The organism is Pseudonocardia sp. UM4_GMWB1 (assembly GCF_017312155.1).
In the GTDB taxonomy this organism is placed as follows: Bacteria; Actinomycetota; Actinomycetes; order Mycobacteriales; family Pseudonocardiaceae; genus Pseudonocardia; species Pseudonocardia alni.
The window spans coordinates 67,973-92,468 of sequence record NZ_QJPN01000002.1; the positions used below are offsets into that span (position 1 = coordinate 67,973).

Here is a 24,496-nt window from a genome sequence, read left to right on the forward strand (position 1 = left end):
GAGATGCGTGAGCGGGCCAAGCGCATGGTCCGGGAAGCACGACAGCAGGAGCCCGGCCTGTCGGTCAACGCCGCCTGCAAGCGGATCGGGCCGCAGCTGGGGATCCTGCCCGATACGCTGCGGGGCTGGTGCAAGCAGGCCGATATCGACGACGGGCTGGCGCCTGGGACCACGACCAGTGACCGCGACGAGTTGACCCGGCTGCGTCGGGAGAACGCCGAGCTGCGGCGGGCGAACGAGATCCTCAAGACCGCCTCGGCGTTTTTCGCCTCGGCGGAGCTCGACCGCCGACTGCGGTGATCGTCGACTACATCGACGCCCACCGGGACCGGTTCGGGGTCGAGCCGATCTGTGCCGTGTTGACCCAGCACGGCGCCACGATCGCCCCGAGCGGCTACTACGCAGCCAAGACCCGCCCGCCCTCGCGGCGAGCACTGTCCGACGCCGCCCTGGCCGAGACGATCGAGGCCACGTTCTGGGACCGGACAAAGGGCCGCGGCGTGTACGGAGCCCGCAAGATGTGGCACCAGCTGCGCCGTGACGGCGTCACGGGCGCCGCAGGGAGTCCGGTCGCCCGGTGCACGGTGGAGCGGCTGATGCGCCAGCTTGGCCTGCGCGGGGTCCGCCGCGGACAGCCGGTGCTGACCACCCAGCCCGACCGGCAGGCCACACGCGCGCCTGATCTGGTCGACCGGAACTTCACCGCCGCCGCACCGAACCGGCTTTGGGTGGTCGACCTGACCTACGTGCCGACCTGGTCGGGGATGGTGTTCACCGCGTTCGTCTCCGACGTGTTCTCCCGGCGCATCGTCGGATGGCGCTGCGCCGCCTCGATGCCCACCGAGCTTCCGCTCGACGCTCTGGAGATGGCGTTGTGGACCCGTGATAGCGCAGGTCAGACCACCGACGGGCGCCTGGACGGGCTGATCCATCACAGCGACGCGGGCAGTCAGTACTGCGCCATCCGGTATGGCGACCGCCTCGCCGAGGCCGGCGCGATCGCCTCGATCGGCTCGGTCGGTGACAGCTACGACAACGCGATGGCCGAGTCGGTGATCGGGCTCTACAAGACCGAGTGCATCGGTCGTGACGGACCGATCCGCTCAGTCGACGATCTCGAGCTGGCCACCGCGAGCTGGGTGCACTGGTTCAACACTCACCGGCTGCACTCCATGATCGGCAACATGCCGCCGGTCGAGTACGAACAGAACTACTACGCTCACCAACCAGACCGAGACACACCGATCTCGGGAGAACCCAGCCTCCACTGAACCCGGGGCGCTTCAGATCGGCCAGATCCAGCCCCAGCCCATCATTGATTCACCCATCACAGTCGTGGCCTCCTCGTGTTGACCTCACATCGCTGGCAGTTGTGAGCACCGCCGCGCCGACGGCGGGGCTCAGCGCATAACGGCGATACTCCACCGCACGCACGTTGGTATACCCCGCGGGGGTACGTTGCTGTGGTTGGCGTGACCCCTGGCACGCTCGAGCGCTTCGGCGAGGAGGCCCCGCCACAGACGCTGGCGCACGCCTGCGCGCAGCCCTCGACTCCTTGACCGAGTGAGTTCGCGGTCGTCACTCCGGCCCTGGCCGACCAGGCGGCGGGATTGGCCCGCCTCGAGGAGAGCCCATCCAGCACCGGACGAGGACGTGGCTTGCGGTGCAGCTTGAGGTGTGAATCTTCGCCCGATAGTCGCTCACACTCCCGCATAGGAGTGCAGCCCGGCGACCACCATGTTGATGAAGAACAGGTTGAACACGATTGTGGCGAAGCCCGCGGTGTTGATCCAGGCCGCGCGCGTGGTCCGCCACCCGGCCGTGGCGCGGGCGTGCAGATAGGCGGCGTAGAGCACCCAGGCGACGAAGGACACGACTTCCTTGGGGTCCCAGCCCCAGAACCGGCCCCAGGCGGCCTCGGCCCACGCGGCGCCGGCGATGATGGCGAAGGTGTAGAGCGGGAAGGCGAGTACCGTCACCCGGTAGGCGAGCCGGTCGAGCGTCTCGGCCGACGGCAGCTTCGCGGCCAGCACGGCGGGCTTCCCGCTGCGCTTCATCAGGAACAGCAGGCTCGCGACGCCGGATACCAGCAGCATGCCGGAGGCCAGCGTGATCGTGGTGACGTGGATGATGATCCAGTACGACTGCAACGCCGGCACCACGGGCGCAGCGTCGAGATAGAGCACCGTCCCCGCGAGGAACATCAGCAGAACGACCGGCGTCAGCACGAACACCCCGGCCGGACGGATCGCGGGATGCCGGTAGACCAGCACCAGCCACGCGGCGACGGCCAACATGCACAGTGCCGAGACGAACTCGTACATGTTGCCGAGCGGCCAGCGGTAGGCCGCGAGGCCGCGAAGTGCGATCGACCCGAGGTGCAGCAGCGCCGCGAGGATCATCAACGAAACGCCGATGCGGCCGTAGCGGTCGACGCGGGCCCGACCCGGTTTGCCGCCGTCGGGCGTGAGGCCCGCTGGGGACGGCTCGGCGACCGCGACCTCAGTCTCCCCGTCGGCCTCCGCCGCAGGGGCGCCGACCGCCACAGGTGCTTCCGACGTGCGCCTGCTGCGGGCGATCCGGCGCGACGCGTACTCCAGCGATGTGAATACCATCGCCAGTAGCAGCACGACGAGCGTCGCCTGGAACAGGCGGTCACTCCACATCGCGGTGATCGGGTCCACGAGCATGTCAACCGTCCTTGTTCTGCGTCGGTGCGAGCAGCTCGGTCGAGAGCCGGTCGAACTCCTCGCCGTAGCCCGCTCGGTCGGTGCGAGCCAGGCCGCCGAGCTCGACCCGGCTGCCCGTGGGGTCACCGTCGGTGGCCTGCACGCGCACCCAGAAGCGGCGCCGCTTGATCAACAGCGACAGAGACAGACCGCCCACCATCAACATCGAGAACATGAGCACCCAGACCTGCCCCGGGTCGTAGCCGACCTGCAGGTTCACCCACGGGGTGACGCCATCGAACCGGACGACGGTGCCATCCGGCAGCCGCACGGTGTCCCCGATACCGAGCCGGTCCTGCGCGACCGATCGCAGCTCACCGTCGTCGATCTGCTGCTGGTCCACGGCGAAGATCGACTGGCCGCGACCGTCGTCGATGCCGAGATCACCGAGCAGCACGTTGACGTCGGCGGTCGGTGCGCGCAGGTCGGGGTGCACCGAGGCCAGGCGGCCCTGCTGGTCGATCGCCCCGGTCGGGGCGAAGGTGCCGGTCACCGCGAGCTGGGTGGTGCGCCGGGCTTCCGGGTCGGTGACGCCGGGGCGCTCGAACTTGGTCGCGCCCTCGGAGAGCTGGGTGCCGCTCAGGTCGACCGGGCGCCACTGGATCTCCCCGGTTCGGCTCTGCCCGTCCGGCCAGGTGACGGTGAATTCCGGCGCGTAGCCGTAGCCGGTGAGGTAGATGCGGTCGCCGTCGGTGCGCAGCGGCTGGTTGATCGAGATGTCGGTCGGGCGCCAGCTGGTTCTGCCGTTGCGGAGGTCTTCTCCGGTCTGGTACGCGACGTCTGCGCCGAAGGTGGCCGGTTGGCCGTTCGGCAGCCAGCTGCCGTTGAAGCGGTCGACCCGCACGCAGAACTGGTTGAGGTCAGTGCCGTCGACGCGCAGCCCGGCCCGGAACGTGTCGTAGCCGAGGACGGAGGAGTTGCAGAACTCGGTGCCGTCCGCGCGGATGATGACGTCACCCTCGTAGCCGTACATCTTGCCCCCGGCCAGACCGAGCAGGATCCCGATCAGGCTGAGGTGGAAGACCAGGTTGCCGGTCTCACGCAGGTAGCCCTTCTCGGCGGACACCGTTCGGCTACCGTCGACCTCGCTGCGTTCGACTGTTCGCCAGCCACGCAGGAGTGTGCGGGCGCGCCCGAGCACCGTTTCGGGAGCCTCGACAGAGGCGCCCGAAACGTGGTGCGGCAGCCGAGACAGGTTCCGCGGTATCGCTACGGGTGGCTGGCGCATCCCGCGCCAGTACTCCCGCGAGCGGGGCAGCACGCACCCCACCAGCGAGATCATCAGCAGCAGGTAGATCGCGGCGAACCACGGGCTGGCGAACACCTCGAATCCGCCCAGTGCTTCGACGATCGGCGCCGCGGCGGGGTAGTCGGCGTAGAAGTCGTCGACGAGGAACGCGTTGAGTGAGCGCTGCGGGAACAGAGCGCCCGGCAGCGCGGCGACGGCGAGCAGGAACAGCAGCACCAGCGCGGTGCGCATGCTCGTCAGGCCGCGCCAGGTGTTGCGCAGCAGGGCCGCCCCGGCCCGGAAGGGCCCGGGGCGCGACGGGGGCTCGCCGCCGGAGCTGGTCTGCGGCGGCGTCGGGGGCGCGGTAGGTGGTGAGCTCATCTCTAGATGGGCGGGGTGAACCCGGCGATCGAGACCTGCAGCTTCACCAGCCACTGTGCCCACAACCCGGACACCAGCAGCACACCGACCGTGACCAGCAGCACACCCCCGGCGACCTGGACCGCTCGGGTGTGCCGGCGCAGCCAACCCAGCGCGCCAACGGCGCGGGTGGCACCGAGCGCGATGAGCACGAACGGGATCCCCAGCCCGGCACAGTAGGCGAGGATCAGGACGATCCCGCGCAACGAGCCGCCCCCGGTCCCGGCGGCGACGGCAACGACCCCGGCCAGGGTCGGGCCGATGCAGGGCACCCAGCCGAGTCCGAACACCGCACCGAGCAGCGGCGCACCGGCCAGCCCGGCCCGTGGCGCCCAGTGCGCGCGGTACTCGCGCTGCAGCGCCGGGATCAGCCCGGCGAACGCCAGCCCCATCACGATCATCACGACACCGCCGATGCGCTGCAGCACGGCCTCGTTGTCGATCAGTACATCGGACAGCCAGACCACACCGACCATGACGATGGTGAACACGGTGGTGAAGCCCGCGATGAACAGTGCGACCGCGCCGACAACACGCCAGCGGCCGTCGACCGGTCGTGTTCTAGGCGAGCCCGCCGTGTCCTCCGCCGCCGGCCAGGGCGGGTCGCCGGCAGCGGCGCGGGGAGCGCCCGGGTCGGCGAGCGCCAGTACGGTATCGGCGTCGGTACCTGTGCGCCGGGCGGCTGCGCGGGCACGAGCCTCGGCCGAGGTCACCGGCGGTGATTGCGCGCCCACCAACCCGGCCAGATAGGCGAGATAGCCGGGAACCAGCGGCACGACGCACGGCGACGCGAAGCTCACCAGCCCCGCCGCCACCGAGACCAGGACCGCGAGTACCAACGGCCCCGACATCGCGAGAGTTGTGGTCGCACCCATCAGTCACGCGCTCCACAAGTGCGCGGGAGCGGTCGAGATTCAGCGTTCACGGCCTGTCCCCGCTTCGTCGGTCAGCTTGGCGATCAGCGGCAGCAAGTCCGAGCTCGACACCGGGGTCAGGAACACCGCCGCCACCCGAGCCTCGCGGTCCAGCACGATCGTCGAGGGCACCACGTTGCGCGGATACCCGTCGAGCCGTGCCAGGCTGCGGCCCGAGAAGTCATAGATCGAGTCGTAGGTCAGCCCACGGTCGGTTTTGAAGTCCAGCGCAGCCTGCCGGTCGTCGCGAACATCGATGCCGAGCACAACGGCATCGCCACGCGTGGCGTCCTGCACCGCCTGCAGCTCGGGCGCCTCTACCCGGCACGGGCCACACCACGAACCCCAAATATTGATCACGCGGACCTTGCCGGGGAAGTCCCCGATACCGACTTCGGTCCCCGGGTTCATCAGGCTCTCGCCGCGTAGGTCGGTGATCCGCTGACGGCTCTCTGGCGGGTCGTAGGCGATCCGCGTCTGTCCGCCGGGTGCCACGAACTGAAACTCCTGTCCCGGCCCCGACCCGGCCGCGTCCCGGCCAACTCCACAACCGGTCGACAGCAGAACCACCATGACCGCAATCGCTGCAAGAGCGGGGCGCACCTGGCGCCTGTGCGCGCTCACAACACCGCGCTGGTGGGAAAACCTGCGGTACGCCGCCACCCCGGCCTCCTTCCCCTCCGCAGTCCGAACTCCTACGCTCCGTAGAAGCTAGCTCATCGGTCAACACGCCGGGGATCGGGACCCGGGTCTGCGACGACCCAGGTCTGCCGAGGGCCGCAGACGCTCGCGCCCAACGACGCCGACTCGACCTCCCAGCGACGCCGACTCGACCTACCGATCCACGCGCCCCATTCCTCGACGTCGACACAGGGGACCAGGTGGGCTGTTCGCCGGCACCGAAGCCGGTCAGGCACTTGCGGCTATTTCGAACTCTGCACCCAGCAGTCCTGATGCTGGACAGCGTGGTTGAGAAGCGTCGGAATGTTTGCGTGAGGGCCGGAGGTCGGCCTGGTCCACGGTAGGCGGACGGCTCGCCGGAGGCAGCGGTATCCCTCGGACACCTGGCCCGCGGCGACCTCCGCGCCACCGCCGACGCGGTCCGGCTCTCCCGCAGGACCCTGACCACGATCAAGACCAACCTGTTCTGGGCCTTCGCCTACAACACCGCCGCCATCCCGCTGGCCGCGGTCGGCCTGCTCAACCCGATGATCGCCGGCGCGGCCATGGCGTCCGGCTCCGTCTTCGTCGTCGGCAACAGCCTGCGACTGCGCCGCTTCCGAGGACACGCGGACTAATCGGGTCCATCACGACGAGGTGGTGCAGCCGAGTGGCTGCACCACCTCGCGCGCATCGCACCTGCCCAGGATGCGGCTCCCGGGACCGAGCCGGTCGACGCAGCTCGCACTATGGCGGTGTGTCGGCAACACGACAGTCAGCCCCACCCCACGACGCGGGTCGGCGATCGGAAGAGGCGGGGCCTCGGGTGGCGACGAGGCCGCAGCGGCGTGTCCGTCGGACGGCACGTCGGACAGCCATCTGCCGCCTCCGCCGAGCAGTCTGCCGGGCACGCCTGGACGAGACAGGACCAATTGGCCGAATGTGATCGCCTTTCGTTAACCCTCCTCTTGCTTTTCCAGGCGATCATTTTACCTTCCTCTTGCTCGGCCAACAGTAGAATGGTGACCTTCGCGATGCAGCGGGAAGCGCGAGCAAGTCCGGCGCCACTTTTCGTGAAGCTGCACGGAAACGCCACCGGCCTGTTGGGGGAGTTCTCGTCGTGCGCACAGGGAGACAACCGGAGATCACCCAGCCGCTGGCGACCCTTGCGGGGTACCGCACGCGCCTTAGTGGCCGGCCGGGCCGTCATCGATGCGACTCGCGAGGACGCGCGAGCGGTGTTAACGCAGTGTGCTCGTTCATCGAGGCGCGGGGAATCGGCACGGCGGACCCGGCGCAGGTGGTTGGAGGTAGCGGTTGCGCTGCTCCGGTCATAGATCGTTTCGGCTCTTCCAGGCTCGCCGGTCCGAGCGGAGGGATCTTGCGGCAGCGAGTGAGAGCCACCGATCCGATCACCGGCCGCCCGAGAATCGTAGTGGAATCGGACACGAGGATCGGAATGCCCAGCGGCGTGCAAAGCGTACGGATCGGGCCGTGCATCCGACGTCCGGTCGCTCAATCTGATGGCGCGGTGCCGCGGGACAGCACCGGAGAAACGCAATGACCCGCTGGGACCAACTCATTCGGACACCCGACGATGATGTTCGGACGGGCTTGCGCAGCGGTCCCGGCACGTCGGGATCCACCGGGCTGGAAGCGGGCAGCCCTGAACCCGGACGGATCCTGATCGACCAGGACGAGCCACAGGGCAGGCGTGCGCACCCGACCGAGCGACTTGAGGCTCTGTTTGAGGCGCAGTGCGAGTGGTTGGTCCGATTCGGTTGCGCCGACCGCTCGGCCGTGGATGCCCCGGAGGGTGTCCTCTCGTATCTGGAGCTGGACGACGAGGCAAACCGCTTGGCCCGCTACCTGCGACTGCACCACATCGGCCGGGGGGACAGAGTCGCGCTGCTACTCGGCGGCTCAGCTGATTTCTGTGTCGCGATGCTCGCCGTGGCCAAGGTCGGTGCCGCCTACGTTCCACTGGACGTGCGACTCGATGGCGACCACGTGGTCGCCATCATCGCTGATGCAGGCGCGCAGTTGGTGCTCACGACCTCGACAGTCGCGGCCGGGATCCCTGAACTCGATGCGCGGACGGCGACGACCGTGGTCGAGCTCGACCTCGCCGGGCGCTTCATCGCCGAACAGAGTTCACGACGCTTGCTCGACGTTGAACGCGGCGTGCCGGGCGGGCCGGTCGCCTACATCGTCTACAGCTTCGACACCGACGGACGTCCGCACGGAGTGGCGATCGACCACAGCAGCGTATGCAACTTCGTGCGTGTGGCAGCCGAGGTGTATGGCATCGTGCCCGGTGACCGGGTGTTCCAGGGGCAGTCACCGGCGTCGGACCTGGTGGTGGAGGAAACCTGGGTGCCGTGGGTCGCCGGAGCCACGGTGGTCGCTCCGCCGGCCGGGTCGAACCTGCAGGGAGAGCCGTTGTGGCGCTTCCTCGGTGAGCGATGTGTGACGGTGCTGCGCAGCGACGCCGCGACACTGGCTGCACTCGACGAGCGTCTGCTCGCTCTGCGGCTGGTGCTGTCGAGCGCGTCGTGCCCACCGGAGGTGATCAGGCGCTGGCGCCGTCCCGGACGTCGGCTGATCGGCACCTACGGTCCGCCCGAAGCAACCGTGACCACCACCTGGACCGAGCTGGAGCCGGGCCGGCCCCCTTCGCTCGGCGTTCCGTTGCCGACCTACAGCGTTGTCGTGCTGGACGTCGAGGATCCGCGCTCGGCGCTACCGCGCGGTGCGATCGGTGAGATCGGGATCGCCGGGGTCGGGCTGGCCCGCGGCTACGTCAACCGTGACGACCTGGCACAGGCAGCGTTCGTTGCCGACTCGCTGGATGTGCCCGGCAATCCGTCGCAGCGGATCTTTCGCACCGGCGACCTGGGCCGCATCACCGCCGACGGTCGTATCGAGTACCGAGCCCGACTCGAGGAAGGGGCATCCGCACGTGGCCGTCGCTTCGAGCCGGCACCCCCGAACCTGGAGGCCCTCGCCCCGGAGGCACCCACGACGAAGTCAATGGCGGTAGAACACGCCGTACCGATGCCCCCTGGCCCCGCACCGGGTGCCGGCACCGCCCCCACCGCCCCCACCGGCGCTGAGGCGCTTCTGGGCGAGGTGCTTGCCGGGGTGCTGGACCGCGAACGGGTCCCCGTCGACGCGAACTTCTTCGACGACCTGGGGGCCGACTCGTTGCTGATGACAAAGTTCTGCGCCCGGGTACGCACACACCCGGACCTACCGTCGGTGTCGATCCAGTACATCTACGAGCACCCGACACTGCGACGCCTCGCCACCGCTCTCGCACTACCGGCTGAGGCACCGGCGCCGCCGTCGCCGGGCGTGGTAGAGGAACAGTTGGCCGAGATCCTGGCGGCGGTACTCGACCGTGACGAGGTTCCTCCGCAGGCGAACTTCTTCGAGCTCGGCGCGGACTCGTTGGACATGGCCAAGTTCTGCGCCCGCGTCCGCAAGGACCCCGAGTTGCCGACGCTGTCGATACAGGACGTCTACAGTCATCCGACTCTGACGGACCTGGCGGCGGCCGTGGCCCCCGCCGCCGACGGGACCGCACAAGCGGCGCAGGAACTGGCGGTGCAGCTCGGCGAGGTCCTCGCCGCGGTGGTGGAACGAGAGGAGGTGCCGGACGAGGCGAACTTCTTCGACGACCTGGGCGCCGACTCCCTGACGATGGCGAAGTTCTGCGCCCGCGTCCGCAAGGACCCCCGGCTGCCGACGCTGTCGATGGAGAACGTCTACGCCACTCCGACGCTCGTCGGCCTGGCCGCCTCGCTCGCCCCGGCCGCACGAGGTGATCTCACCGCGTCGACTCCGCCGGAGGAGCCGGCCGTCGTGCTCGACCGGTGGGCCTCGGTCCGCCGGGTCGGCACCGCGGGATATGTCCTGTGCGGCGCGCTCCAGGTCGCGTTCGCCGTGGGCTGGTCCTATCTCATGGCGTTGGTGTTGTACGTGGGTTACGAGTGGTTTGTCGTGTCGCCGACCCTGCTCGATCTCTACACGCGGGCGGTCGTCGTCGGCGCTGCGAGCTTCGCGTTCCTGTGCCTGTTCCCGATCGTGGTGAAGTGGGTGCTGATCGGTCGGTGGAAGCCCCGCACGATCCGGGTCTGGAGCCTGGGCTACGTCCGATTCTGGATCGTCAAGACGCTGGTGCGGATGAACCCGCTGGTCCTGTTCCGCGGCTCACCGCTCTACGTGCTCTACCTCCGTGCGCTCGGCGCCCGGATCGGCCGCGACGTGGCGCTGTTCGCCCAGTCCATGCCGGTGTGCACCGACCTGCTGTCCATCGGTGACCGCACGGTGATCCGCAAGGACGCGATGTTCTCTGGCTACCGCGCCCGCGACGGTCTGATCGAGATCGGGTCGGTCACCCTGGGCGCCGATGTGTTCGTCGGAGAAGCCACCGTGCTCGAACTCGGCACCCGCATCGACGATGGCGGCCAGCTCGGACACACCTCCGCATTGCTGAGCGGCCAGCTGGTCCCCGCCGGCGAGCGTTGGCACGGATCACCGGCCCGCCCCGCCGGCGTGAACTACTCGACCGTCCCGCCCGCCAGGTGCGGACCGACCCGGAAGATCCTCTACACGCTGGTGCAGCTGATCCTCGTCCTGGGTGTCGCCGTGCCGCTGGCACTGGGCGGTATCGCGCTGCTGTTGCGCGAGATCCCACAGCTGACGGCGCTGCTGTTCCCCGGCCCGGAGGCGTTCGTCCACTGGTACTTCTACGCCGAGATTCTCGCTCTGAGTTTCGTCCTGTTCTTCGGCGTCCTGCTGCTTGCGTTCCTGGTGATGATCACCGTTCCGCGCCTGATGGCGTCCGCCGTCCGACCGGACCGGGTCTACCCGCTCTACGGAGTGCACTACTTCCTGCACCAGACCGTCGCGTTGCTGACCAACAGCATCACGTTCACGATGCTGCTCGGGGACAGCTCCGCGATCCCGCACTACCTCCGGGCCGTGGGCTACAAGCTCCGGCCACTGGTGCAGACCGGCAACAACTTCGGGATGCTGATCAAGCACGAGTCGCCGTATCTCACCAGGATCGGCACCGGCACCGTCGTCGCCGACGACCTCTCGATCGTCAACGCGGAGTACTCGCACACGTCCTTCCGCCTGTCGCAGACCACGATCGGTACGAACAGCTTCTTCGGCAACCGGATCGTCTACCCGTCGCAGGGCAGGGTCGGGAACAACTGCCTGCTCGGCACCAAGGTCATGATCCCCCTCGACGGCCCGGTCCGACAGGACGTCGGCCTGCTCGGTTCTCCGAGCTTCGAGATTCCGCGCACGGTCGCCCGGGACGCACAACTCGAGCTCGGCGAGCAGGGACTGCGGCGCGCGCTCCGTGGCAAGAATCGGCACAACGCCGTCACGATCGCGCTGCACCTGATCGTGCGCTGGCTCTACTTCTTCGGGATCGCACTGCTGGTCCCCGGGATCGCGATCTGGGAGGTCACGCTCGGCGCTGCCGAAATCCTGGTCGCCCAAATGCTGATCACCGTGCTCACCGTCGGGTGGTTCACCGCGGTCGACCGGTCGGTGCGGCGACTGCTCCTGCGGGCGCCGAAGGGGTGCTCGATCTACGAGCCGATCTTCTGGGGGCACGAACGGTTCTGGAAGGTCCCCGCTCCCAGCTACCTGCTGTTGTTCAACGGCACCCCGTTCAAGGGGCTGCTGTTGCGCATGCTCGGCATGCGGGTCGGCGCGCGCCTGTTCGACGACGGCGCCGCGTTCGTCGAGCGACCATTCATCAGCTTCGGTGACGACTGCACGCTCAATGAGCGCAGCATCGTCCAGAACCACTCGCAGGAAGACGGTGCGTTCAAGTCCGACTACACCGTCATCGGGTCGCGGGTCACGCTCGGGATCGGCGCCTTCGTGCACTACGGCATCACCATCGGCGATGACGCCGTGATCGAGGCCGATTCGTTCCTCATGAAGGGCGAGGAAGTCCCCGCGGGCGAGACCTGGGGCGCCAACCCGGCCCGCGAGCTACCCACCAGATCCATCCCGGCGTCGACATGAGCGCCGACCGCGCACCATGGGGAGTCGACATGTCCTTCTCATCCCGGCCTCCCCAGAACGTGGAGCTCCAGGTCGAATGCCGCCCCGGCACGCCTGCTCTCCTGCAGGTCGACCCGGACGACCCGTTGCAGTGGGCATTCGAAACGAGGCGAGCGCTCCGTGCGGCCGTGGTCGACCACGGCGCAGTGCTGGTCCGCGGTCTGGGCCTGTATGACCCGATCCTGGCCGGCGACGTGGTACGGATGCTCGCCGACGACCTGATGGCCGAGCGTGAGGCCTTCGCACCGCGGGTGCCCTACACCGACCGCGTCTACTCGACGACGCGATGGCCACACGGGATCCCGATGTGCCCGCACCACGAGCTGTCGTACCGCGACTGGTTCCCCGCTTCGATGATGTTCGTCTGCCTGTCCCCGCCCGTCCTCGGCGGGGCCACAGTCCTCGTCGACTCCTCCACCGTGCTCGCAGCCTTGCCCGCGAGTCTGGTGAAGCGTTGTGAGCGTGAGGGATGGATGCTGGTGCGCACCTACAACGGCGACGTCGGTCCGTCCTGGTCGGAGGCCTTCGGCATCGGTGACCGACACGGCGTCGAGGACTACTGCCGAGCACACTCCATCGACTTCGAGTGGCGCCGCGGCGGGCAGCTCCGCACCCGGCAACGCCGCCCGGCCGTCGTCCGGCACCCGATCACGGGAGTGCGCTGCTGGTTCAACGAGATCGCCTACTACAGCGAGTGGGTCTTCGGCCCTGAAACAGCCAAGGAGTTGCGCGACCTGCTCGGGCCCGACGGGCTACCTGCCACCACCTGCTTCGGGGACGGCACCCCCATCGGCTGGGACCTCATATCCCACATCATGCAGGCATACTCCGCCAACGCCGTCCGCCAGCCCTGGCAGAGCGGTGACCTCCTGGTCGTCGACAACATCCGCACTGCCCACGGCCGTGATCCCTACACGGGGCCGCGGGAGGTGCTCGCTGCGATGGCTGACCAGTGCACACTAGCCGAGTAATTCAACGGTCAGGTCGGGGTCCTGCGCAGGATTCGCGCCGTCCCGCCGTATCGGGTTCCACCATCACAGGACCGCGCGGGCACGGCTATCGCCTGGCGATGCCGCTGCCCGACAGCGGAGGGTCCGATCGATGAGGTCGCGGATCGTGGCACTCGCTGTCATCGCTGCGGCCTTCGCGGTGGCGCTGTTCGGGATACCGCTGGTCATCGGACTGGCCGAGTTTTCGGTGGCGGAGGAGCGCTCCTCACTGCAGCGTCTCGCGGGGTTCGCCGCTCGCACGGTGCAGGAGGACATGACCGACGATCTCGTGCCGAGACGCCTGCCGGACGGCCCCGGCGATGCCGCGATCGCCCTCTACGACGACGAGGGGACGCTGCTGCTCGGTGACGGTCCCGCGCACGGCGACGCGCCGGTCGACTACGTCCTCGGCGACCGCACCGGCCCACCGCCGGTCGAGGACCTGACCGTCGCGGTCCCGGTCAGCGACACGGGCGACATCATCGGTGTGGTTCGTACGTCCACACCGCCGTCTCAAGTCTACGGCGCCCTGGTCCCCATCTGGCTGGGAATGGCGGGCCTCGCCGCTGTCGTGCTGGTGTCAGCGTGGCTACTCGCGCGACGGCTGGCGATCCGTCTGTCCCGTCCGCTCGAGCGCCTGGTCGACGACGCGGACCGGCTGGGAGACGGGGATTTCGGTATCATCCCGGATTCGACCGGTATCGCGGAGACCGACCGGGCGAGCGCCGCCCTCAGCCGAACCGCGCGGCGGCTCGACGACCTCGTCGCGCGCGAGAGAGCGTTCTCAGCGGAAGCCTCTCATCAACTACGCACGCCCCTGGCAGGCCTGCGGCTCCGATTGGAGTCCGCACTCGACCGGCCCGAGCGCATGACGATCGCAGAGATCGCGGACGGTCTGGGTTCGATCGACCGGCTCGAGCGCACGATCGACGAGCTCCTGGTACTGGCACGCGAACGTCAGACGACCTCAGCACCGGCCGATCTCTCCGCGCTGCTCGCCGAGTTCGACGAGGAGTGGCGTTCTCGCCTCGCCCGGGAGAGCCGAAGGTTCTCGATCCGGCTGCCGGATTCTCTTCCGCGGCCGGACGCGTCGTCGGCCGCCGTCCGCCAGATCGTCGGTGTTCTTCTCGACAACGCCTACTTCCACGGTGCAGGGGCGGTGTCGGTCTCCGTCCACGAGCTGGGAGAGAGCGCGATCGCGGTCGAGATCAGCGACGAAGGGTCCGGTGTCCCGACGGCCGCTCTCACGGACGGACACGTCGGGAACGGTATGGGCTTGCCGCTGGCCCGTCGACTCGCCGAAAGCGAAGGCGGACGACTCACCGTCGGTACCGTCCCGTCGACGATGACGCTGCTGCTCCCGGTCGCGACCAAGACCCGCTCTCCGGCGCACCGCGAGAACGAGCCGGTGGATCGACTGAGCTTCCCCCAGGTTCCCGGGGAAGCGGCGGAACCTCAGCATCATCCTGATTCCGGCCGGGGCGAGCCAGCCACGGAGCCCGCGGTGCCGTCGCGGCACCAGGGTTGATCCGGCCGCCTCAATCGGTCGTCCTGCTCGTGCGAACGCGTGCCGGGATCCAGCATGTCGCGACGACGCCGGCGCCCAGTGCGATCACGGCCGCTACGCCGAAGGCTCTGCCGAACCCCTCGCCCGAGCCGGTCATGAGACTTGCTGCCGCGATGCTCGAGACCACGGCGGTGCCGATAGACGCTCCGAACTCGTGAAAGGTGCTGACGATGCCGGACGCGACGCCCGACTTCTCCGGCTCGACCTGCCCCAGTGCCGTCGCCGAGGCGACGAGGAACAGCGAGCCGATCCCCGCAGCGGCTGCGCTCAGCCCGAGCACCATGCTGAGCGTCCCCGCCCACAGCGCGGGGACGGCCAGCCCGAGTGCGGCGAGAAGTAACCCGCCGAGCGCCAGTGCCCGGCCGCCGACGCGCGCCATGACCCATCCTGCGAGGTTGGCGCCGAGCATCGTCGCACCGGCGACCGGCAGGAACAGGAGGCCGGTCGTGAGCGCGCTGTGGCCCATCGCGTCCTGCAGGTAGAAGGAGCCGAGGAAGAAGATGGCGACCATGAGGGCCGTGGCCATCAGGATCACGAAGGTCCCCGACCCCACCGAGCGGCGGGTCATCAGCTCGACATCCATGAGCGGGGATCGAACCCGTCGTTGCCAGACGACGAAGGCCGCATACAGTGCTGCGCCCGCGACGACGAGGCCGACCGTGACGGGGGCGAGCCAGCCCCGATCACCGGCCCCGATCAGAGCGTAGATGACCAGGCCGGTCCCACCGGTGATCAGCACGGCACCCAGAACGTCGACTCCCTGGCGCTCCTGCACCGGGACCCCGGGCAACGCCGGGAGCATGCGGATCAGAAGGACGAGGATCACCGCGCCGACGGGGATGTTCACAAAGAAGATCCACGGCCATCCCGGCCCGCCGGTCAGGACTCCGCCGAGCAGCACTCCGACCGCGCCGCCGGCGCCGCCCATGGCAGACCAGATACCGAGGGCCTTGTTCCGCTCCTCGCCGTCGAACAGTCGCACGACCGACGACAGCGCCGCCGGCGAAAGCATGGCTGCGCCGACGCCCTGCGCGATCCGACTGACAATCAACATCGCCGACCCATCGGCGATACCGGCGGTCAGCGACGCGATCGTGAACACCGCAAGACCGGCGAGGACGAGCCGGCGTGGTCCGATGAGGTCCGCAACGCGTCCTCCGAGCACCATCAGACCGCCGAACGTAAGCGTGTAGGCGCTCGTCACCCATGTCAGCGCGTCGCGGGACAGGCCCAGGTCGGCACCCATGTGGGGTAGCGCGATCGCCACGACGGTGACATCGACGATCAGCATGAACTGAGCAACGCCGAGCAACGCCAGCGTCCGCCAGCGTCCGGTGTGTGCGACCACTCTGGAATCCGGCGGCGTGCCGGTCGAGTCGGGCATGGCAACTCCTTAACTCGTACAGTGCTGTCAGAGTTACCTAATTGCCGTTCTAAGTCAAACAGGTATGTTCGAGCTCATGGGAGCTGGCTCAGAGCAGATGGCCTCGGGTGGACCCCGGCGAGCGGACGCTCGCCGCAACATCGATGCGATCGTCGAGGCAGCGGCGGACTGCCTAGGGCGACGCCCGGAGGCGAGCGTGGCCGACGTCGCGAAGGAGGCCGGGGTCGGCCGGGTGACCGTCTACGGGCACTTCCCTTCGCGGGCGGAACTCGTCGATGCCGCTGTCGTGCACGTACTCGAGCAGGTGGATGTCGCCCTGAAGTCGGTCGATCTTCAAGGTCCACCGCGGGAAGCACTGGCGCGCTACATCCGCGCCAGTTGGGAGCACACCGGTCGCTCCCTCAGTCTTGTCGCCGCCGCAGAGAAGGAACTGGCCTCAGAGCGGATCCATCAGCTCCATGAGAGGTTGGCCGAGCGTCCTGTACGCGTGCTCGAACGAGGACAAGCTGACGGTGTGTTCAGCGATGACCTCCCCATCTCCTGGATGGTCGCGGTTCTGCATCGGCTCATCCACGGTGCTGCCGACGAGGTCGGAAGGGCGAAAATCCACCCTTCCGATGCTGCGGAGCTGATCGTGACGACTGTGCTCCGGGCCTTCGCGCCGGGGCGCGTCGAGGGGTGATCGCGACTGACTGGGTCATCGTGTGTCGCGTGGGCAAGCGAGGTCGGACGGCCGGCCACCGGGTCATCGGTATCGACCCCGTCCGCGACGAGACCCTCGCCGTGACTGGAAGAGCATCGAGCCCAGGTGTGGGGCCGCTTCGTTGAGAGAGACGCCGCCCGCTGTCCTGCCTCATCGAAGGGTGGTCCCGGAGCAGGCAGGCGTTGTCGTGTGTTGGGCACCAGAGAATGGGAACAACGGGTTCTGGCCCGATGGGGATGGCCTTCACGATCGACGGACAGAACTTCGATGCTCGACGGCGACGGTCAGCTCGTCGATCTCGACGCCGTCGAGGGGTGGACGATCAGACCCTGGCCCCCTTCCACCTGCACGTCTGGCTGCCGAGTGAGATCGCAAGCGCCGCCACCTGCTCCAACGCGACGTACCAGTGAACAAGCCGGGTTGCCTCGTCTCCCCCGGTGGCAACGACGCCGCGAGCGCGTCGAACCGCGCCAGCAGCGCAGCGGGTGCCACTGGTGCCTCGTACGGCACGGTTCGCCGTGCGACCACGTCCGCAACCGGTGAGACAGCGCGGGCCAGCGGGAACGGACCAGTGGGCCGATGCCCACCGGTCCGCCCTCCGCACCGGGCGGTGCCGATGTGCGCTACCGCGGAGGGGGGTGCAGTGCGCGGCATCGCCATCACGGCATCTCCTACGATACATAGGACCACAAGAGGGTCTCGTTTCCCTCGACCGAGCCGCCGCGCCCACTGGAGCCAGCACCGCGATGACCTGTCGACCCGGCCTCGGCCTCGTGCGTCCCGCAACGATCGCTCTCGCCGCGCTTGTCCTGCTTGCCGCCTGCGCCAGCACCCCGACAGCCCGTGAGGCCGCAGCACCGAGCGCTGCCACCGTCTCCACCGGCGCTGCGGCGTCCCCGGTGCGGCTCGTCGATGCCGCGCAGTTCGCCGAACTGGTGGACAGAGACGGCGTCGTGGTCGTCAACGTGCACACGCCCGACGACGGCTCCATCGCCGGCACCGACGCCTCGATCCCGTTCGACCAGATCGGCGAGCGGGTCGCGGAGCTGCCGGCAGATCGAGCCGCTGCGCTGGCCGTGTACTGCCGGACCGGAACGATGAGCGCGGCCGCTGCGACGACACTGGCCACGCTCGGCTACCGCAACCTCACCGACCTGGCCGGCGGGATGCAAGCCTGGCAGGACGCAGGCCACCCACTCCTGGCAGCCGGCTCGTGACGAACCGAGACCGGTGCCCACGACAGCCTGCGCCGCACTCTCCGGCGTCAGGACACGAGAGGGCATCAGGCACAGAAACGACGCCACGGCGCGGGCGGGGCCGGCTCGGTCTCCGGGCAAGCTTCGTCTTGGCGATCGCGGCAGGCGCCGCCTTCGCGGCAGCAGCTCCACCTCGAGGCTGGTGGCCACTGGTAGCACTCGGTGTCGCGATGTGGGTTCTGGCGCTTCGAGGTCGCACGCTTCGCCAGCGCGCCGGCATCGGCGCGGCGACCGGTCTGGTGTGGTTCAGTTCGTCGCTGTACTGGTTGTCCGACTTCGCTGTGGCCGGCTATCTGGCCGTCACGGTTGTCGAGACGGCGTTGCTCGTCGCGGTGGCCTGCGCCGTGCCGGGATCGACGCCGGGACGCCCATGGCACGGGTGGTGGGCGGTGCCGGCGTTGCTGATGTTGCTCGACGCCGCTCAGACTGCGTTCCCCTTCAGCGGATTCCCGCTCCCCGCGCTGGTGCTCAGCCAGCTCGACGGCCCCTTTGCCGATGCGGCCCCCGTGGGTGGGTCACTACTGGTCACCGGGCTCGCCGCCGCTGCAGGGGCCGGGCTCGCGGCCACAATCACGGCCACCGGTCGACAGCGGGTCGTCGTTCTCGCCGCGACCCTCGCCGGAAGTGTCGCCATCCCACCGGTCGGGGCCGCCGTCGCCGCCGCCACGACCACCGCCACAGGCCGGCTGGACACCGCGATCGTGCAGGGCGGGGGCCCGCGGGGGCTGCGGGCGGTCTTCACCGATCCGCAGGACACCACCGACCGGCACCTGGCTGTTGCCCGCGACATCACCGCATCTCCCGACCTCGTGTTGTTCCCGGAGAACGTGATCACCTCCCGCGGGCCGGTGATCGGCGGACCGAACGACCGAGCCGTCGCCGAACTGGCTCGGCGGCTCGCCGCCCCGGTCATCGCCGGTGTGACGGAGACGCAGGGCAGCGGGTTCCGCAATGCCGCGCTGCTGTGGGACGCCCGCGGCCAGCAGACCGGGCGCTACGAGAAGGAACATCGTGTGCCGTTCGGCGAGTACATCCCCGGTCGGGCCTTGCTGGAGAAGGTCACCGATCTGACGGCGTTGGTCCCCCGGGACGCCATCGTGGGCGACGGCACGGCGGCTCTCGACGTCGCCGGCCGCAGGCTCGGAGTCGTCATCTCCTACGAGGTGCTGTTCGCCGACCGGGTGCGGGAAGCGGTCCGTGCCGGTGGCGAACTCGTCCTGGTCCCGACCAATGCCTCGTCGTATGTCACCGACGACGTCCCCTCGATCGAAGTCGCCGCGGCACGCCTGCGCGCGCTGGAAAGCGCACGCAGCGTCATCCAAGCCGCACCCACTGGCTACTCGGCCGTTGTCGACCCCGACGGGACAGTCCGCGCACTGTCGCCCCTCGGTGATCCGGCGCTGCTGCGCGAGCCCGTCACGTTGCGCACCGGCCTCACCCCGTACACCCGTCTCGGCGACGGCCCCTACATCATCCTTGCGGCCGCCGCCGTCGCCGTCGCTTGGCTCCCCGCAGCCCGACGTCGCGGACGCATCGTCGGATCCCCGCGCCCCGCAGAAAGGTAATCCTCCGTCCCATGGTCAACAGATCGCCCGCACACCGCACAGGTCTCCCCCAGCGCAGAGTCCGACCGCGCCGGGCCCACGCCTTCCTTGCCGCCGGCACCGTCCTCGTGCTGGCCGGCTGTGGCGCAGGGAGTGCGTCCGACACCTCGGACACCGCCGCCAACACCACCACCGCAGATCTTTTCGCCCCGGTCGGACACGTACACGGAGTGGGCGTCGACCCTGCGGGCGGCAGCGTGGTCGTTGCCGGCCACTACGGGCTGTTCGCCCTCGCCCCCGACGGGACACTGGTTCCTCGCCAGGACCCACCGGAGACCGCGGGGCCGGACCTGATGGGGTTCACCGTCGCCGGGCCCCGCACCTTCCTCGCCAGCGGACACCCCGCCCCCGACGACGCCGGCACCCCGAACCCGGTCGGGCTCGTCCGCAGCACTGATGCGGGCACGACGTGGGAGCCCGTGAGCCTGCAGGGCCAGGTCGACTTCCACTCTCTCGACGCCGCCGGCACCTCGGTTGTCGGGCTCGACGCCACCCGCGGCCTGCTGATGGTCAGCAGCGACGGCGGTCGCACCTGGCAGGAGCGCGCCGCGCTGGATGCCCTCGACATCGCCGTGGACCCCTCCGACGGGACCCGGGTACTGGCCACGACCGAGAACGGGGTGGCCGCCAGCCAGGACGGTGGCTCCACCTTCCGCGACGTCACCGGTAGCCCGCTGTTGGCTTTCGTGTCGTGGGCGGGCGACGGCGCGGTGTACGGGATCGGGCCGGACGGAACGGTGCACGCCAGCACCGACCGGGGCGCGACCTGGCAGCGGCGTGCCGGTACCGAGAGCCCGCCGCAGGCCATCACCGCCGAGCCCGGGGGCCGGTTGACGATCGTGACCAACGACGGCATCCACCGGTCGACCGACGGCGGCGCCACGCTGGCGCGCATCGCCTGAGCAGTGGGTCGGCTAGCGGCGGAACGACACGTGAATGTGATCGTAGTGCCCGCCCACCGGGTCGGCGGGGTCGTACACCCCGCCCCCGGTGTAGTCGCTCCACCGACCGGAACCTGCCTGGGGCCGTAGCCAGATCTGACCCTGCCAGATGACGTAGGAGACGTCGAGGGCGACGGCGTTGCGCCGGAACCACTCGGCGATCACCCAGCCGTCGTCGACGTCGCGGCCGGAGGCGAAGCTGCCGGCGGGTCCGGGGAACAGGTCGCACCCCTTCCCGAGGGGGTGATCGCTGGTCGGGTTCGCCGGGCGGTCGGCGAAGCAGCGTGTCGAGGTCAGATACGTGGTCTCGCTGAGCGCGCCGAAGGCGGTCCGCACCTGCTCCAGTGCGAACCGCGTCGTGGGGGTCACACAGCCCCGGGTGGTGGGGTCGTCCTCGGTGCAGCCGGCTGGGCGCGGCCGCGGGTCGTCGCCGATCACCGCACTCGAGGGGTCGGCGCAGCTGCCGCCGTCCGCGATCGTGCGTGCCCCGGTGGTTCGCGCCGCCCCGTCACCGACCTCGGTGAGCACGTTCGCGGCGGTGTCCTCCCATTTGGCGTAGGCGGTCGGGAACGCCGAGCGTTGGACCGCCTGGGCGGCCTCCCACAGCTCCATGTCGGCCCATCCGGGGATCTGCAGCAGGCGGTCGTAGAAGATCGCGGCCGAGTACCGGGGATCGGTGACCTGCTCGGCCGAGCCCCAGCCCATCGACGGGCGTTGCTGGAACAGCCCGAGCGAGTCACGGTCGCCGTAGTCGAGGTTGCGCAGGCCGGACTCCTGCATCGCGGTGGCCACGGCGATCCACACAGCCCGCTCCGGGACCGCGCGGTCCCGGCCCACCGCGACGATGGTTGCGGCGTTGGCCAGTTGCTCGGCGCCGAGTCCGCTGGGGCCGGTCGCGGAGATGGGCACGGCCGCGGCAGGGGGCAGGCACCCCGGCCTGATCGCTACCGGGGTGAGGAAGTGCCCCATCGCGATCCGGACCAACACCAGCCCCGCGGCGAGGACCCCCACGACAACACCGACCGCGAGCAGCCGAACACCCAGCCGCCGCAACGCCACGGCGGCGTGTCCGACGCCGTTCACCGCCCCATGACGGACGCGCCGCTCGGTGGTCGTCGCGGACGGCTGGGCTTGTCCGCTCGTGCGGGGGTCACCATCGTCGGGCGGCCCCAGGCAGGTCGGCCAGCGGCCGCGTCGTCTCCACCGGCGTGGGATCCGGCTGCTGCTGGGCAGCACGGATGGCCGGTAGCGGGCGGGTCGGGCTGTCGTCGTGCTGGCCGACCGCCCACAGTTGGGTGGTCGGGGGGTCGCCATCCGGTTCGCTCTGCGCTGCTTGGGTGTCCTCGGCGGGTGCGGTGAGCAGTCCGCGCCGATACAGCACCGCGAGGGCGAACCCGCACAGCAGCCCGATCACCAGTAACACCAACCACGGCGCGTAGGGGGCGCCGAGCGAGCGGGCCAGGTCGATCGCCCAGCCCGTCCCCGCGTTGCCGAGCAGGATGCCGACCCCGCACACGGTGTTGTAGAAGCCGTAGTGGGTGGCGACGAGCCGGTTGCGAGCGAGCCCGACGATGGTGTCCATCTCGAACGGCAGGACCACGGCGGTCCCGATCGCGAGCAGCGCCGCGGTCGACAGCAACGCCGTCACCCCCAGCACCGTCGCGGTCACCGCGCTGACGTCGGGCAGCGCGACCAGCAACCCGTCGGCGGCGAGCAGCGGCACGAAGGCCACGCCGAGCACGACCAGGCCCCGGCTCAGCGAGCCCGCCGGCCCCCACCGCGCACGACACCAGGCGGTGACCTTCATCTGGGCCGCGATGGTGACCCCGCCGGACACGACATACAACGCCGTCACCAACGCCGTGCCCAGGTTCCCGTCGCCGGCCAGGGTTCGGGCGTGCAACGGCAGCGCCAGATACACCTGATACGACAAGACGTAGGTGCCGATCATCGCGACCGAGAAGGGCAGGAAGCCCCGGGTCGTGGCGACGTCGCGCCACTGCGCGAGGACCGGGCGCCGATCGGCGTCGCCGCCGCCGTCACCGCGGCGGGCCGGCAGGGCCCGGATCTGCAGCACCGTGAGCACGGCGAACACGGCGGCGGCGACCAGGCAGGTGACGGCGAAGCCGATGCCGGTCAGTGCCAGTCCGACGATCGGGCCGATCAGGATGCCCGCCTGGTAGAAGATGCTGAACAGGGCGAACGCCTCGACGCGCCGCTCACCGGTGTCATGGGCGATGTAGGCGCGCACGGCCGGGTTGAACAGCGCCCCGGCGAATCCGGTCGCGGCCGAGGCCACGACCAGGGCCGGGACGTTGTCGACCAGGCCGATCAGCGCGAATCCGCCGGTGCGCAAGGCGCAGCCGGCCACGATCATCGGCTTGTAGCCGAACCGGTCGGCCAGGCTGCCCCCGACCAGGAACATGCCCTGCTGGGAGAAGTTCCGTACCCCGAGGATCAAGCCGACCATCAGCACCGAGAGCCCGAGCCCCTGGGACAGGTGGTCGGCCAGGTACGGGATGAGCATGTAGAAGCCGAGGTTGATGGTCAGCTGGTTGAGCAGCAGCAGCTGGACCGGCCGGTCGAACGACCGGTATCTGTCGAGTACCCGCATCAGCTCTCGCGTCCTGCAGGCCGGAGCACGGTGGCACAGCGGGTCCAGCGGTGGACCTCGACCGCGTCGGGCCGGTCGATCTCGTCCGGGTCGTGCAGCGGAGGGGCACCGACGGTGATCCCCTTCGCCGCGCAGAACTCGTCGTTGTAGACGGTGTCGAAGTAGCGCTGCGGGCCGTCGGGGAAGACCGCAGCGATCCGGGTGCCCTCCGGCCGGGTCCGGGCCAGCCAACCGGCCACCATGCCGACGGCGCCGACGCTCCAGCCTCCGCTGGAGTAGCTGGCGCTGGCCATCGCCCGGCACGCCGAGACTGCCTCGTCCGCGCCGACCCAGTGCACCTCGCTAAAGATGCTGTGGTCGACGTTGCGGGGATGGATGCTCGAGCCGAGCCCCCGCATCAGGCGCGGTCGTGCGGGCTGACCGAAGATCGTCGACCCGACCGTGTCGACCCCGACGACCTCCAGGTCGGGCAGGTGCTGGTGGAGCGCGCGGGAGATGCCCGCCGAGTGGCCTCCGGTGCCGACCGAGCAGACGAGCACATCGATGTTTCCGAGCTGGGCGTGCAGTTCGTCGGCGAGCGGCGCGTAAGCGCTCACGTTGTCGGGATTGTTGTACTGGTCAGGGCACCACGAGCCGGGGTGCTGGTCGAGCACCTCGGCGACGCGGTCGCGGCGGGCCTGCTGCCACCCACCGCACGCCGCCGGGCTCTGCACGGTCACCACCTCGGCACCGTAGGCACACAGGAGCCGATACATCAGCGGTTCCATGCCCGGGTCGGACACCAGCGTGACGGGGTGCCCGAACGCGATTCCGGCCAGGGCGAGGCCGAGACCGAGGGTGCCGCTGGTGGACTCGACGATCCGCCCGCCCGGCTCGAGATCACCGCGTTGACGGGCCTGCTCGACCATATGCAGGGCAGGGCGGTCCTTGATCCCGCCGGGGTTGGTGCCTTCCAGCTTGGCCCAGAACCCCCGTCCGGCAGCGCTGAAGGGTGCGTCGATCCACACCGTCGGTGTGGAGCCGACGACGTCGGTCAGCTGGAAGCAACGTCGCGCAGCGACGCCGGGGGCATCGGCGGGAAGAGTCGTGAAAGGAGTGGACATGACAGACCTCATTCGGGCGCGGGCATGTGCCGCACCGCCAGGGAGCGATGTAGGGGCGCGAGAACGACGACCGGGATCTGGTCCGTGGTCGCCGAGGCCTCTACGTCCGCGAGATCTGTGCCAGGACTAAGTGGTGACGCCCACCCTCTGCTCGAGCGGGCGTGGTCTTGACTGCGCGGTGTATCCGCGGCGGTGCCCGCATCGCGGCCGCTACGCGGATCTCGACGCCCGCTCCGGCGCAGACGTCCGGTGGGACGGGACGGTCAGCGCGAGCAGTGAGAGTCGACT

Annotated in this window: 16 protein-coding genes, 1 pseudogene and 1 other annotated feature; of the genes and pseudogenes, 9 read left to right on the plus strand and 8 right to left on the minus strand. The window is 69.5% G+C overall.

Annotated elements, in window-relative coordinates; all coding sequences use genetic code 11:
* Positions 1-3: 3 nt before the first annotated feature.
* A protein-coding gene (locus tag DMP15_RS28040; RefSeq protein WP_337826854.1) for an IS3 family transposase occupies positions 4-1,271 on the plus strand; the annotation gives its coding sequence in 2 pieces (ribosomal slippage) (positions 4-271 and positions 271-1,271; 1,269 coding nt in all).
* Positions 258-389: a sequence feature (AL1L pseudoknot), on the plus strand. Its footprint overlaps the gene before it by 132 nt.
* A gap of 429 nt (positions 1,272-1,700) precedes the next feature.
* Here DMP15_RS28040 and ccsB read toward each other — a convergent pair.
* Genes ccsB through DMP15_RS28060 form a run of 4 tightly spaced genes read right to left on the minus strand, consistent with a single transcriptional unit; the run spans position 1,701 to position 5,864 of the window.
* Positions 1,701-2,690 (minus strand): c-type cytochrome biogenesis protein CcsB, encoded by a 990-nt coding sequence (gene ccsB, locus DMP15_RS28045; RefSeq protein ID WP_179763250.1) that lies wholly within the window; start codon positions 2,688-2,690, stop codon positions 1,701-1,703.
* Position 2,691: 1 nt separating this feature from the next.
* Complete coding sequence (gene resB / locus DMP15_RS28050; RefSeq protein ID WP_179763251.1) at positions 2,692-4,338, minus strand: cytochrome c biogenesis protein ResB; 1,647 nt, start codon at positions 4,336-4,338, stop codon at positions 2,692-2,694.
* A 2-nt stretch (positions 4,339-4,340) separates the two neighbouring features.
* On the minus strand, positions 4,341-5,252 hold the full coding sequence (locus DMP15_RS28055; protein WP_246354006.1) for a cytochrome c biogenesis CcdA family protein: 912 nt from the start codon (positions 5,250-5,252) through the stop codon (positions 4,341-4,343).
* A 39-nt stretch (positions 5,253-5,291) separates the two neighbouring features.
* Positions 5,292-5,864, minus strand: a complete 573-nt coding sequence (locus DMP15_RS28060; protein WP_179763288.1) for a TlpA family protein disulfide reductase — start codon at positions 5,862-5,864, stop codon at positions 5,292-5,294.
* Positions 5,865-6,355: 491 nt separating this feature from the next.
* Here DMP15_RS28060 and DMP15_RS28065 point away from each other — a divergent pair.
* The 4 genes and pseudogenes from DMP15_RS28065 to DMP15_RS28080 form a co-directional block, all read left to right on the plus strand.
* Positions 6,356-6,589: pseudogene (locus DMP15_RS28065) on the plus strand (heavy metal translocating P-type ATPase); the annotation flags it as partial.
* A 922-nt stretch (positions 6,590-7,511) separates the two neighbouring features.
* The gene (locus DMP15_RS28070; protein ID WP_337826743.1) at positions 7,512-12,008 is read left to right on the plus strand and encodes a Pls/PosA family non-ribosomal peptide synthetase; all 4,497 of its coding nucleotides are present in this window, start codon (positions 7,512-7,514) and stop codon (positions 12,006-12,008) included.
* Positions 12,005-13,018: a TauD/TfdA family dioxygenase gene (locus DMP15_RS28075; protein ID WP_337826744.1), complete on the plus strand. Its 1,014-nt coding sequence runs from the start codon at positions 12,005-12,007 to the stop codon at positions 13,016-13,018. The genes DMP15_RS28070 and DMP15_RS28075 overlap by 4 nt, the downstream gene beginning before the upstream one ends.
* Before the next feature lie 145 nt (positions 13,019-13,163).
* Complete coding sequence (locus tag DMP15_RS28080; RefSeq protein WP_337826745.1) at positions 13,164-14,564, plus strand: sensor histidine kinase; 1,401 nt, start codon at positions 13,164-13,166, stop codon at positions 14,562-14,564.
* A gap of 10 nt (positions 14,565-14,574) precedes the next feature.
* Here the strand turns inward: DMP15_RS28080 and DMP15_RS28085 are convergent, their stop codons facing one another.
* On the minus strand, positions 14,575-15,987 hold the full coding sequence (locus tag DMP15_RS28085) for an MFS transporter (RefSeq protein ID WP_281010820.1): 1,413 nt from the start codon (positions 15,985-15,987) through the stop codon (positions 14,575-14,577).
* A 97-nt stretch (positions 15,988-16,084) separates the two neighbouring features.
* Between DMP15_RS28085 and DMP15_RS28090 the strand changes: the two genes are divergently transcribed.
* The 4 genes from DMP15_RS28090 (at position 16,085) to DMP15_RS28105 (ending at position 20,452) form a co-directional block, all read left to right on the plus strand.
* Entirely contained in the window at positions 16,085-16,669 is a 585-nt protein-coding gene (locus DMP15_RS28090) for a TetR/AcrR family transcriptional regulator (RefSeq protein ID WP_337826855.1), read from the plus strand.
* Between the two features lie 767 nt (positions 16,670-17,436).
* The gene (locus DMP15_RS28095; protein WP_093354633.1) at positions 17,437-17,907 is read left to right on the plus strand and encodes a rhodanese-like domain-containing protein; all 471 of its coding nucleotides are present in this window, start codon (positions 17,437-17,439) and stop codon (positions 17,905-17,907) included.
* Positions 17,904-19,511, plus strand: coding sequence for an apolipoprotein N-acyltransferase (lnt, locus tag DMP15_RS28100; protein ID WP_337826746.1), 1,608 nt, complete (start codon positions 17,904-17,906; stop codon positions 19,509-19,511). Before DMP15_RS28095 ends, lnt begins: the two co-directional genes overlap by 4 nt.
* A gap of 11 nt (positions 19,512-19,522) precedes the next feature.
* Positions 19,523-20,452 carry a F510_1955 family glycosylhydrolase gene (locus tag DMP15_RS28105; RefSeq protein WP_337826747.1) on the plus strand — a complete coding sequence of 310 codons (930 nt, stop codon included), beginning with the start codon at positions 19,523-19,525 and terminating at the stop codon, positions 20,450-20,452.
* A gap of 12 nt (positions 20,453-20,464) precedes the next feature.
* Here the strand turns inward: DMP15_RS28105 and DMP15_RS28110 are convergent, their stop codons facing one another.
* The 3 genes from DMP15_RS28110 to DMP15_RS28120 form a co-directional block, all read right to left on the minus strand.
* The gene (locus tag DMP15_RS28110) at positions 20,465-21,574 is read right to left on the minus strand and encodes a hypothetical protein (RefSeq protein ID WP_281010818.1); all 1,110 of its coding nucleotides are present in this window, start codon (positions 21,572-21,574) and stop codon (positions 20,465-20,467) included.
* 67 nt (positions 21,575-21,641) lie between these two features.
* Positions 21,642-23,105 (minus strand): MDR family MFS transporter, encoded by a 1,464-nt coding sequence (locus DMP15_RS28115; RefSeq protein ID WP_337826748.1) that lies wholly within the window; start codon positions 23,103-23,105, stop codon positions 21,642-21,644.
* The gene (locus DMP15_RS28120; protein ID WP_443217711.1) at positions 23,105-24,208 is read right to left on the minus strand and encodes a PLP-dependent cysteine synthase family protein; all 1,104 of its coding nucleotides are present in this window, start codon (positions 24,206-24,208) and stop codon (positions 23,105-23,107) included. Before DMP15_RS28120 ends, DMP15_RS28115 begins: the two co-directional genes overlap by 1 nt.
* Positions 24,209-24,496: the final 288 nt, after the last annotated feature.